At 44.4% G+C, this 12,266-nt stretch carries 13 protein-coding genes; 11 read left to right on the forward strand and 2 right to left on the reverse strand.

The window, feature by feature from the left end; genetic code table 11:
* Positions 1-226 precede the first annotated feature (226 nt).
* Positions 227-859 (reverse strand): TetR/AcrR family transcriptional regulator, encoded by a 633-nt coding sequence (locus BN1938_RS03610; protein WP_050639292.1) that lies wholly within the window; start codon positions 857-859, stop codon positions 227-229.
* 241 nt (positions 860-1,100) lie between these two features.
* Between BN1938_RS03610 and BN1938_RS03615 the strand changes: the two genes are divergently transcribed.
* The 10 genes from BN1938_RS03615 (at position 1,101) to BN1938_RS24160 (ending at position 7,882) form a co-directional block, all read left to right on the forward strand.
* Positions 1,101-2,219, forward strand: a complete 1,119-nt coding sequence (locus BN1938_RS03615; RefSeq protein WP_050639293.1) for an alpha/beta hydrolase family protein — start codon at positions 1,101-1,103, stop codon at positions 2,217-2,219.
* Positions 2,220-2,508: 289 nt separating this feature from the next.
* Positions 2,509-3,528, forward strand: a complete 1,020-nt coding sequence (locus BN1938_RS03620) for an SPFH domain-containing protein (RefSeq protein ID WP_050639294.1) — start codon at positions 2,509-2,511, stop codon at positions 3,526-3,528.
* Positions 3,529-3,530: 2 nt separating this feature from the next.
* On the forward strand, positions 3,531-3,734 hold the full coding sequence (locus BN1938_RS03625) for a type II toxin-antitoxin system antitoxin (protein ID WP_050639295.1): 204 nt from the start codon (positions 3,531-3,533) through the stop codon (positions 3,732-3,734).
* Between the two features lie 268 nt (positions 3,735-4,002).
* Positions 4,003-4,593 (forward strand): RNA polymerase sigma factor, encoded by a 591-nt coding sequence (locus BN1938_RS03630; RefSeq protein ID WP_070102313.1) that lies wholly within the window; start codon positions 4,003-4,005, stop codon positions 4,591-4,593.
* Positions 4,517-5,620 (forward strand): DUF4179 domain-containing protein, encoded by a 1,104-nt coding sequence (locus BN1938_RS03635; protein WP_050639296.1) that lies wholly within the window; start codon positions 4,517-4,519, stop codon positions 5,618-5,620. The genes BN1938_RS03630 and BN1938_RS03635 overlap by 77 nt, the downstream gene beginning before the upstream one ends.
* 133 nt (positions 5,621-5,753) lie before the next feature.
* Positions 5,754-6,473, forward strand: a complete 720-nt coding sequence (deoC, locus tag BN1938_RS03640; RefSeq protein WP_050639297.1) for a deoxyribose-phosphate aldolase — start codon at positions 5,754-5,756, stop codon at positions 6,471-6,473.
* Positions 6,474-6,530: 57 nt separating this feature from the next.
* Positions 6,531-6,968 carry an RbsD/FucU family protein gene (locus tag BN1938_RS03645; RefSeq protein ID WP_050639298.1) on the forward strand — a complete coding sequence of 146 codons (438 nt, stop codon included), beginning with the start codon at positions 6,531-6,533 and terminating at the stop codon, positions 6,966-6,968.
* A 17-nt stretch (positions 6,969-6,985) separates the two neighbouring features.
* Complete coding sequence (locus BN1938_RS03650; RefSeq protein WP_050639299.1) at positions 6,986-7,354, forward strand: FGGY family carbohydrate kinase; 369 nt, start codon at positions 6,986-6,988, stop codon at positions 7,352-7,354.
* Complete coding sequence (locus BN1938_RS24155; protein WP_330581538.1) at positions 7,351-7,575, forward strand: NAD(P)-binding domain-containing protein; 225 nt, start codon at positions 7,351-7,353, stop codon at positions 7,573-7,575. Before BN1938_RS03650 ends, BN1938_RS24155 begins: the two co-directional genes overlap by 4 nt.
* A complete protein-coding gene (locus BN1938_RS24160) occupies positions 7,505-7,882 on the forward strand; it encodes an NAD-binding protein (RefSeq protein ID WP_369794738.1) in 378 nt (125 codons plus the stop codon). The genes BN1938_RS24155 and BN1938_RS24160 overlap by 71 nt, the downstream gene beginning before the upstream one ends.
* A gap of 181 nt (positions 7,883-8,063) precedes the next feature.
* Here BN1938_RS24160 and BN1938_RS03660 read toward each other — a convergent pair whose 3' ends face one another.
* A complete protein-coding gene (locus BN1938_RS03660) occupies positions 8,064-8,933 on the reverse strand; it encodes a hypothetical protein (RefSeq protein ID WP_050639300.1) in 870 nt (289 codons plus the stop codon).
* Between the two features lie 545 nt (positions 8,934-9,478).
* On the opposite strand from BN1938_RS03660, the gene BN1938_RS03665 reads away from it, so the two are divergent.
* On the forward strand, positions 9,479-12,232 hold the full coding sequence (locus BN1938_RS03665; protein ID WP_082202772.1) for a cation-translocating P-type ATPase: 2,754 nt from the start codon (positions 9,479-9,481) through the stop codon (positions 12,230-12,232).
* Positions 12,233-12,266 lie beyond the last annotated feature (34 nt).

Here is a 12,266-nt window from a genome sequence, read left to right on the forward strand (position 1 = left end):
TATAAAAATCTCATTCTGGTGTGATTTAGAAGATTTGTTGTTATTTGTTGTTGTTTTTTGCAAGGAGCGGTATGCTTCTTGGGAGCTGATGCCTACATTTGGTTCGCAGCAATTTAAATGCACAAAAGCACCCCCGCTGAAATTATGTTTATCATTAGTATAATTTCAGCGGAAGGTGCTTTAGTGTGTGTTTGATGTGGCGGAGAACCTCACATTCTATAAAAGTTTAAGATATACTTAATATCTCATCTAAAAATTCCTGATATAAGTCCATATAATCCTTAACAATATATGGTTTCAAAAGTACGGAAAGATTTTTCGAAATAGGTACCGGTGTAAGCCCTTCGTTATAAAACGGCATGCATTCCATAAGCCAGCCGGCTGTTTGTGCTGTAAAAGATAGTGAAAGGATATTTAGCTCTTCAGCAGAAAATTTTTTATCGATAATGCCGGCATTTTGAAGCGTAATAAAACAGGAATTATAGTAATTATAAAGCTTTATCTGGAAGTTAAATCCCTTACTCTTAAAATAATCCGAGCTTTTTACAAGATCATTGAGATTTTTAAAATAGAACGGAAAATGCTGTTCATTCTCTTCTACTTTTCTAAATGACGAGATCAAATCTTTTAACAAATCCACCCCGGAGAGCTCTGCATTGAGATATATCTGGAAATCTTCATGAAGTTCTGAAACGATCTGTATCACAATATCTTCTTTTTTAGGGAAATAATATGTCAAGTTTCCGATCGTTGTACCCGCTTGCTTAGCAATTTCCCGCATACTTACCTGATCATATCCTTTTTCATTAAATAGCTGTGCCGCTGCATCACAGATGGCCTCTTTTCTATTGATACGCATTCTACATCACCTTTTTTCATCATAATCCCTATTCTATCAAAAGACCCGGAGAAAGTAAATGCATAAGAGTTCAGGCAAAGCCGGACGGTAACCACAAAGTGTAACAGTTCAAACAATCCTGAATTGTTATCATAAATCTACAATATTTAGTACAATGTACTAAATATTGATTGACAAATAAAATAGTACAGTGTACTATAAAGAAAAGAACAAATTAAAACTACATACAGGAGGTAGAAAAATGGAAATCAGAAAACGTCCGCCAGCCCAAAACATGGGGAGAATTCTTGCCGGAGGAATGGCAGCAGAGGATTTTATTGTGTTAATGAACCGCACAGAGCTTAACTGTGAAACATTTGAAAAGGTATCCCCCGAGGATGCAGAGGATTTTGTAGCAGTGTGTGAAGAACTCGGGGACAAAGCAATTGCTTATGCCGAAGAACACGAGAAACTTGGTCATAAACAAACAGCAAGCGACTACTATTTTAATGCATGTTCTCTTTTCAGAATCGCAGACTATGGTATACGCGGAGTGAATGAAGAAAAATTTAGAATCTATGGAAAATTAGTAGATAGCTTTCATAAAAGTAAGGAACTTACCTGCTATGAAAAAGTTGAATTTGTTGAGGTGCCGTTTGAGGGAAACAGCATGCCGGGATATCTTGTGCTGCCGGATCATATTGATAAAGAAACGCCGGTGATCATTTATGTTCCCGGAGCAACCGGTTTTAAGGAGGAAAATTACACCGCACCAAAAAAACTATGGGAACGCGGAGCAGTATCCATCATCTTTGACGGCCCGGGGCAGGGAGAGGCTCTATTAAACAGAAATATGTATTTAACGGCAGATAATTATGACAGGGCTATAAAGGCAGTTGTTGACTTTATCAAGGCGGATGGCAGATTCGGTAATAAGATTGGACTTATGGGAGTGAGTTATGGTGGATATTTAGCGGCCAGCGGCGCCATCTACTGCGGCGATGATATCAAGGCGCTGGTATCACGCGGGGGATGTTCAAAAACGGATCAGCTCACCATGCATCCGTTTGCGGGAATCGACAACTTCTACCTTAACGGCTTTCTTCCGAAGTTTCATGTTACAGACCCGGAAGAAGCAGCGGCCATAAGCCATCAGATGGACATAGAGGATAAACTTTATAAGATCAAGTGTCCATTACTTGTCCAACATACGGAAAAAGACCCGATTATTGGAACAGAAGGGGCAAAAGCGCTCTATCATAAGTCATCAAGCGAAGTGAAAGAGTATTGGGAACACGAAGGAAGTATGCATTGTGCAAATGATATAGAGCTGAAAGCATGTGCATATGCTGTTGACTGGATTTTAGATCAGTTAAAATAAACAGATGCCACAATAAACCCATGATCCAGAAGATTCTTATGGCATATACGACATTTAAAAGATGAATACAAGAGCAGGCACATGATTCTGAATGAATATTAAGACTACATCACAGAAGGTTTACCGGTCGGCTTAGCTGACCGATAAACCTTTATTATAATAGGGAATTGCCCGGCACGCTTTGTTTTTTTCTATCATATTGGTAATTGACAAAATGATATCATTATGATATCATTCAAATATAAACAAGAATTACCAATTACTTAGGAAGTGAAAGAGAGGGATTATTATGAATGAAAAGATCCTTAGTACAAAAAAGAATGGCATGCTGGTTTTAATTATTACAATACTGCTCTATGCAGCAGCCATCGCAGGCTGCATATTCGGCGGGGTGATCGTGAACGACGGCGGCTTGCCGGTTCTGCTGATTATCAGCATAATCTGGCTTTGCATCGGATGGCTTCCATTCTGTGGGCTGAAGGTATTGAAACCGCAGGAAGCGCTGGTACTGACGCTTTTTGGTAAATATGTGGGCACCTTAAAGGATGACGGCTTTTACTTCGTGAATCCATTCTGCACCAGCGTGAACCCGGCAGCCAAGACAAAGCTGAACCAGAGCGGCGATGTGGACGGCGGAGCACAGAAGGCCTTTGCAGTCACTGTTAAAAATGAAATTTCCGTTGGGGAAGCGTCCAGCAAAAAGATTTCCCTGAAGATCATGACGCTGAATAATAACCGGCAGAAGATCAATGACTGCCTTGGCAATCCTGTTGAGATTGGGATCGCAGTTATGTGGCGGGTGACAGATACCGCAAAGGCAGTATTTAATGTAGACAACTACAAAGAATATCTGTCATTGCAATGCGACAGCGCGCTCCGCAATATTGTACGGATTTATCCATACGATGTGGCGCCGAATGTAGATACTACTGGTGATGGCGTTGCGGATGAGGGAAGTCTGCGTGGTTCCAGTGAAGTGGTTGCTTCCAGAATCCGGGATGAGATCCAGCAGAAAGTAGCGGATGCAGGGCTGGAGGTGATCGAAGCCCGTATTACTTATCTGGCGTACGCACAGGAGATCGCAGCTGTTATGCTCCAGAGTCAGCAGGCTTCCGCAATTATCGATGCAAGGAAGATGATCGTGGACGGTGCGGTCGGCATGGTGGAGATGGCTCTGGACCGTCTGAACGAGAAAGAGATTGTGGAACTGGATGAAGAAAGAAAAGCGGCCATGGTTTCCAATCTGCTGGTGGTGCTCTGCGGCAATCATGATACGCAGCCCATCGTTAACACGGGAAGCCTCTACTAAGTATGGCAGATTCCAAGAAGAAACAGGTTCCCCTGAGGTTATCCGAAAAATTGTACAATGCCATTGCCGCTTGGGCGGAAGATGATTTTCGCTCTGTGAACGGACAAATCGAATACCTTCTGACAGAATGCGTAAGGCAGAGAAAAAAAGATGGGAAATACGTTTCAGAGCATTTGGATGAACCACCGGAACTGGATATTAAGTAGCGCAAAGGGGTCTGACCCCTTTGCCGAAAGGTTTGTTCTTTTTAAAGATTAACAGTTATATAAAAGAGGTTTTCAGCATAATACTGGAAGCCTCTTTTTCGTTTAAGGAGGGGAATTTGAAAATCAGCAGTATTATTCATGAAAAAATGTACTGGGCGCAGGTAAAGCAGAATGGATAAGAATAAATAGTGAAATGTTTAAAAAGTTGAAACAGGAAGTCCAATTACAGTGTCTAATGAGTAGAAAGAGGCTGAGGGGAGGGAAAAGAGTGGAAGAGCTGGTTCGAAAAGCAAAACAGAAAGACCCGGAAGCATTTACGGAGCTGATGCGGTTACACATGCAGAGCATGTATAAGGTTGCCAGGGCATATCTATCCTCAGACGAGGATGCGGCGGATGCTGTGCAGGAGACGATTCTGACCTGTTATGAAAAGCTTCCGCTGCTGAAACACGATAAATATTTCAAAACATGGATGACAAAAATACTAATGAGAAAATGCTGTGATATTTTAAAGAGCCAGAAGGTCATTGATTTTAACGGAAAAACCGCGGAGCAGGGGGCCTGTGATAAGTCCTTTGAGGAATTAGAATGGAAAGAAGTCATTGGGCTTTTGGATGAAAAATACCGTCTGATTATGGTGCTGTATTATGTGGAAGGGTTCCAGACAGGGGAGATCGCCCAGATCCTGGATATGAATGAAAATACGGTGCGGACCAGGCTGAAACGGGGCAAGGAGCAGATGCAGGATGTATATGTAAAAAAATCAGGAAGGAGGAAACCGCATGGACGAAAAACGGGAGTGGCTGCGAAAGCTGCAGGAAGAGGCGGAAATTCCGGAAGTCGTATGGAAAAAGGCTGAGCAGACCTTTGAAAAAATCCGGGAAGAAGAAACTTACAGGGAGATTCCCAGGCGTACAAATAAGAGGAAACGCAGGCGTAGCAAGAGGACAATCGCAGTTATCATTGCGGCGGCAGTGCTTATGGTCAGTACATTGACAGTTGGGGCAGCCAAATATTTTCACTGGAACGACAGCTTTTCCAAAAGATACAACATTGATCCTGAAACAGAGAAAAAGCTGAATGATGCGAACTCTGCGAAGGAAATGAACCAGTATACGGAACATGACGGCATCAGGATAGAGGCAGTGCAATCCGTAGCAGACAGCTATGCGGCTCATATTGTTCTGATGATCCGGGGAAGCGAAGAGTTCCCGCTTGAGAGCCACATGGGGTTTGAGAGCATTGATGTGCAGGTGGAAGGGAATGAAATAATCGGCTGGGAGGGGAGATTCCTCAAAGAGGTGACCGATGACTGGTCGGATGGAGTGGAATATGAAATTACCGTACAAGATCTCGGTGAAAAAGGGTTGTTAAACAAACCTATTAAGCTGTCGTTTCACAAAATAACAGATGCGTACACAGGAAAATTAAACAGAACCGCGCCGCCTGTACTGCTGGATACCTCCTGGGAGCTTACACTGAATCTGGATAATGAGGATACCGGAAAGGTATACCAGGTCAACCAGAAGATACCTGGAAGTGAAGCAGTCGCCAAATCGCTTCGTTTATCCTCAATCTCTTATACTCTGGATATGGAATGGACGTATCAGAAAGAGACTTTGTCGGGTATTGATCCCAACACAGGTGTGGAGGTGGAATTTGAACATGTCAAGAACCCGCCAATGCTTATGGGGCTTGTATATGAGGATGGGAGTGTGCGTGAAAATGTACTTCTCCATATGAGTGGACATTTTACCAATGAAGAAAGAACGGAGTACCGGGCGTATGGGTATAATTACGAGATGGCTGAGTATGAAAATGTGAGCGGGCTGCTCTTTTTTGTGGGAGAAGAAGTGGTACGTGTGCCGGTGGAGAAGGCGGATTAAAGTAGTGTCAATAATTGCTTATATTTTGCCATACGAAATCTGTGCTTTTTGCGTTACGCGGCGAATTTTCCTTTGTTAGAATACAATTGTTACAAGCTCAGTTAACAATGATTCATTATAGGAGGAAATGACAATGGTAGATCTTTCAAAAATTGCAAACAAAGAGGAATTCGCTAAATTATTTGACTATAACATTCTAGGGCGTAAGGAAGCCACAACTGCAGAACTTTACTCTGCCCTGGAAACAATGAAAAAGTATAAGTTTGCCTGCTTTATGACTGGAGCTGCAATGGTTCCTATCGTAGCAGAAGAGCTAAAGGACTTAGACTGTGAAATCGGGACTGTTATAGATTTTCCTTTTGGATATTCGGATACAAAAACCAAAATTCAGGCCACCCAAAATGCGGTAAAATTGGGTGCAACCTCTGTTGACATGGTGTTCAATATAGGAGCGCTCAGGGAACACAGATATGATTACTGCCTCAATGAATTAAAAGAACACGTAAAGGCAGCAGAGGGCGCGGTTACCAAGCCGATACTGGAAGTTGCGTTTTTAACCGATGACGAAATCAAGGCTGGGTGCGACATTATTGTTGAAGCAGGGGCAACCTTTGCAAAAACTTCTACCGGACAGTCTAAAGGTCCTTCCCTGGAACAGATTCTGGTAATCAAAAAGGCTGTGGAGGGAACGAATGTAAAAGTAAAGGCAGGGGTTGTTTTTCCGAAACCTCAGAATTCAGTTGCTTTCTTTAAGGCAGGGTGTGATCGGATCGGATGCTTTGAGGCCCCAATGGTGGTGGATTTGTTTGATACCATGCGTGAGATTGATATTATCCCGTCTTATGCAGGTTGAATAAAGAGCTGAGCAAGGAGTGTTTAGAAACGGAGTTTCGGAAAGGAAGTGCAGGTTATGTTAAAAAAAATATCACCATTATTATCCCCGGAAATATTAAAACTGCTGGCAGAGATGGGGCACCAGGACAGACTGGTGCTTGGTGACGCCAATTTCCCGGCGGAGCGTTATGCAAAACAGGGTGTCATTGTACTTAGGGCGGATGGAATCCGGGCGCCGGAGCTGTTGGAGGCGGTTCTGGAATTATATCCGTTGGATGAATATGTCCGGACTCCGGTTAACCTGATGGCGGTTCCGGCGGATCAGAATGTGGAGACGCCCATCTGGGATACTTACAAAGATATCGTAGGGAAATACGACAGCCGCGGAACAGATGCTGTCGGGGTACTGAAGAGGGACGCTTTTTATGAAGCATGCGCAGACGCATATGCTATAATACAGACAGGAGAAACTGCGGTGTATGCGAATATCATGCTGGATAAAGGCATCGTATAGTGAAAGGCGGAGTAAGGATGAAAAAATCTGCAATAATGGGAGTCGATTTTGGACTTTCAAAAATCAATTCTACACTTACCTGTATAGAGAACGGAAAGCTTCTGCTGGATTCTGAGTTCAGATACAAGTGGGATGTTCAGGCAAATAACTGGATGGAGACGAACCCGGAGCAGTTGTGGGAGGTGTCCCAGAGGGCGGCGGAGGAAGTGATCGCCAGATGTGATTTTCAAGAGGTGGAGATCTGTGCCATTGTATTGTCGTGCTTTGGGGAAACGATCGTGCCTGTTGACAGGGAGGGGAATCATTTATATCCGATCATTGGATCCAATGATATCAGAGCCAATAGGGAAAGTATGCAGATTCCGGAACGATACTGGCAGATATGAGTTCAATTGCTCCGCTGGCTTCCCAGGAAATTGGAAAGGCATGCATGGAAAAAGGTGTTAAGATGCTGGATGCCCCTGTATCAGGATGGGAGCCGAAGGCGGTCGATGGAACGTTGTCTATTATGGCCGGGAGCGAAAAAGAAGTCTTTGATGCCATGTACGATACATTTATGGTCATGGGGGGGAGCTGCTGTCTTATGCGGGGAGCTGGGAGCAGGTAATACGACGAAGCTGGCTAATCAGATCATAGTGGCATTAAATATCGCCGCAGCTTCAGAGGCTTTTATGCTCAGTACAAAGGCAGGTGTTGATCCGATTAAGGTATTTGATGCAATTAAAGGCGGTTTGGCTGAATCAACGGTCATGAATGCGGCGGTGACGATCACAGTGCAGTTGCGAAGTACTATGAGATGCTGGCGGGGATGGAAATACGCAGGAGCGAATAGGTGTAGAATAAATATTGCATTTCTAAACAGAATAATTCAGACTGTCTGGGGCCGGGAAAGTTTCCCGGCTTCAGGCAGATAAATCAGGGGGTTATGCATTCTAATGAAATGTTCAAACAGTTTATTGTACTCCAACTCATATTTTTCTGACAGTGCACACTTTTACAATATTAATATACCTTATTTTTCAGCTTTAGCTGATAATCCGCTCTGCAGGGTTATGAGTTACGCGGTGCCCTTGGGTATATTTTACTTGGTAACCCCTACAAAATCCCAAATTCTTTGAATAGAACTTGCGAATAGGCTTTGTCTTCAGTGGCGCGTTTTAAATCCTCCAATCGGCCAGCCTCTATCAGAAGTCTGGTCAGTTCGAGTACGTTCTCTGCGCCTTCAATTCGGCCTTCTTCCCTGCTGACTTCTCTTTCCTGGCGCATATGTTTTTCTTCATCATATTCATAAATACTCACGCTTTTCGCCTCCGCTCTGTTTTTACTTAGGAAATTTGCCAGAATGCCATCTGAGATGCACTCGGTAATAGCCCTTTCCACAGCCTCCTCCAGTTCCATATTCTTTGCGTATATGCGTATCTTTGAGGTAAATACAGAATAATCATGTAAAGTTTTGCAGCTATCCATAAGTTGTTGATTATACCCCAGATTAATGTTCAGCATTAATGCCTTCAACTCAAGCGCAGGTGCCTCCTCGTGTATAGCATACATATCGGATAACTTTAATGTCTGTGATTCCGGTTGTTCATAATTACCATTATAGAAGATTACAAACCTGGGGGCAGGTATGCGTATAACCCGCGTTCCGTATAAATTAGCTTCTCTTGTTTCGGCGGAATATAAATCTGAAACATAAAACAGATACCGCAGAGGCAGGTTGGGACTACAGGTTGACTGGTGTTCATAAAGTGCCAGCCTTGAGTCAATGATAAAAGAGACATCATTATGCATAGACATATATATAGCATTCTCCAATGTATTAATTTGTAATAATTCGGGATCATCATAGTCAGTTCCGTTCATTGCATTATATAATTGAAGCAACTCCTTCTTATCACGGAATATCAGTTCAAATAATCTGGACTTATAAAGAAGGTTTGATTTTGGCTGCGTAGCAATTCTCATATATTAGTGCCTCCTTAGTTTTTAGTGCAGGAGGCCTGAAAATATTGTCCAGTTTTATGAAACCTCGCTGCTATGGTTTTGGGTTTACAAGCATTGAGATTTCTGCGGTTGATTTCCTGTATAAGGAAGAAAGGCTTCAGATGTGACGGCTGTCACTTAGAATAATTAGAAATATAATGCTTTAAACTAATTCTATCAAAGAGTACATTTTTTAACTAGTCTATTTGTAACATAAAATTGGAGTTTGGGAAATGAAAGGTAACAGTTCAGACAAGTCTGAACTGTTACAATAAAAGCTACTGTACAAGCCCAAAGGGCGCGAAAACCAAGCAGAATTTCAGGAAAAGCGGCGGTTAATACATAGAGTGTCTTTATGCCACCCATTATATATATAAAAAAAGAAAGAAGCCGGAAACTGACGGCGATGGAGAGAATCCGGCTTATAAATTCCTAATAATCATATTTTAGAAAAAGGACTAATCCTCTTCTTTCAAGCATAATATACAGTACTAATGTATTGTACAAGCGTGAAAGGAGAGGGTATTTTGTTTGAGGAAAAGTCACTACATGAGATATCAGAATTGCTGCATACGGACAGGGGAAAGGGCCTGTCGGAGGCGGAGGCAGCGAGGCGGCTTGGGGAAGACGGGCCAAATGTTTTAAAAGAAGGAAGAAAAAAAACGGCCGTGGAGTCTTTTCTGGAGCAGTTGAATGACCCGCTCATCTGTGTGCTCCTTGTGGCTGCTCTTGTTTCCTTTCTGCTGAAGGAAGTAAGCGATGCAATTATTATCGCTATTGTGATTGTAGTAAATGCAACGGTAGGCGTGATTCAGGAAGGGAAGGCCCAGAAAGCCCTGGAATCGCTTAAAAAGCTGACAAGCCCCAAGGCGGTGGTAAGAAGAGACGGTATAATACGTGAAATTCCGGCTTCGGAACTGGTAAAAGGGGATCTTGTTCTTTTGGAAGCAGGTGTCCAGGTGGCCGCGGACCTGCGGCTTGTTAGGACCTGGAATCTGAAGGTGGAAGAGTCGGCATTGACAGGAGAATCGCTGCCCGTGAATAAAGATTCGGCTTTTCAGGCGGACAAACCGCTGCCTGTAGGGGACAGGAAAAATGAGGCGTTTATGTCCACCCTGGTGACCAGCGGTAGAGGGGAAGGCGTTGTAATTGGGGCAGGCATGGAAACGGAGATTGGGAAAATCGCGGCAATCATCAGCGATGTACCGAAAGAATTCACGCCGCTTCAGAAGAAACTGGCCGGACTGGGAAAGATGCTCAGTATCGTATCGGTTCTTCTGTGTGCCGCCCTGTTTGCTATTGCGGTCTTCCAGAAACGCAACATACTGGAAATGCTGATTACGGCTATTTCATTGGCTGTAGCTGCTGTACCGGAGGGCCTGCCAGCTATTGTAACCATCGTTTTGGCGCTGAGTGTTTCGAAGATGGTCCGGGTGAACACAATTGTAAGAAAACTCCCCTCCGTTGAGACTCTTGGTGCTGTTAATGTAGTCTGCTCGGATAAAACCGGTACACTGACTCAAAATAAAATGACAGTTACGAGATATTTTGTAAACCAAAACGTTTACAAAAGCAGCCAACCGGCGCCCAATATGCCGGAGGAGTTCGTGGAAGGAATGACGCTCTGCAATGACGCGGTTATAACGGAACGGGAAGAACTGGGAGATCCAACCGAGCTTGCCCTGCTTCGTTTCGCTCAGGGATACCGTTCCAGAGGCGACGCGCAGTCTTCGGGACGTTCCCAGAAAGAAGCGCTGGAGGGAAGAATGCCGCGGGTAAACGAGAAGGCTTTCGATTCCCAGCGCAAGATGATGACCACGGTACATCAAAGCACACAGGGGCTTAAGGCCTACACAAAAGGCGCCCCCGAGGTTATATTGGGAAGGTGCAGTAAGATCCTGATCAATGGAAAAGTACAGTCCCTGACAGATGCCCACCGAAGACAGATACGGCAAGCTGTAGACGACTTCTCAGCCCAGGCGCTGCGTGTGTTGGCAGTTGCAGTAAGGAAGGGCGAAAAGGAAGTAAAAGAACAGGATATGACCTTTGTCGGACTTGCCGGGATGATCGATCCCGTCAGGCCGGAGGCAAAGGCCGCGGTGGAGCGGTTTAAAAATGCATCTGTGCGTACCGTTATGATCACCGGTGATCACATTGATACCGCATTTGCAATTGCAAGAGAGCTTGGGATCGCAAAGAAGCTGGATGAATGTATGACAGGCGAGGAGCTGGAAAAGACATCCGATGTCCAGCTGAAGGAGAAATTAAAAAGAACCAGCGTATTTGCAAGAGTTTCACCGGAGCATAAGGTTCGGATTGTGAAGGCGCTGAAGGAAACCGGAAACATTGCAGCCATGACCGGAGACGGCGTGAATGACGCTCCTTCACTCCGCATGGCGGATATCGGGATCGCAATGGGGGTTACCGGGACGGACGTAGCCAAAAATGCGGCAGATATGATTCTGACAGATGATAATTTCGCTACAATAGAAAAAGCAATAGAAGAAGGCCGCAGTATCTATGAAAACATCAAGAAAACGGTACTGTTTTTATTGTCTTCAAACTTTGGAGAAATCATCACGATGTTCACTGCCGTCATCCTCGGGCTTGCATCCCCCCTCAAAGCCAGCCATATCCTATGGGTCAATCTGATCACAGACTCCCTGCCGGCGCTGGCGCTGGGGGTCGATAAAAACGATAAGGAAGCCCTGATGAAGATGCCTCCCAGAAAGGCAAATGAAGGCTTATTTTCAAATGGGGGAACCGCCTGTACCATTTTCTACGGCTGCCTGATTGCGGCCATAAGCCTGACCGCATTCCTGAAGGTTCCCTGGGATATACTTGCCTCCCAGCAAAAAGCATTTACCCTGGCCAACATCTCGGTTATATTTGCCGACGCGGATCTGCTGGCCAGAGCACAAACCTATGCCTTTACCGTACTGGGAATGTCTGAACTGTTCCATGCACTGGGAATGAAAGACATACATACTTCCGTGTTTTCCAGAAAACGGGACTTTAATGTGGTGATGCTTGCTTCCTTTGGAGCGGGGTTCGTCCTGCAGGCCGCAGTAACCGAGATCCCCTATCTTACAGCTATGTTCGGGACAGCGGCTCTGTCTCTCGGAGAATGGGTATCCCTGATTATCCTGTCTGCATTCCCGATATTGGCGCATGAGATATTCGTGCTGCTGGGAGTGACACACTTTGGGTCCGCCAGCGTTAAACAAAAACTGGCTTCAGAAAATAAAAAAATCAGCCCGCAGGCGGATGGGGTTAAATAAAAACGGATATATCCGTAAAATACAAATAAGACGC

Origin of the sequence: Eubacterium sp. SB2, assembly GCF_001244405.1 — a bacterium.
GTDB classification, from domain to species: domain Bacteria; phylum Bacillota; class Clostridia; order Lachnospirales; family Lachnospiraceae; genus Faecalicatena; species Faecalicatena contortus_B.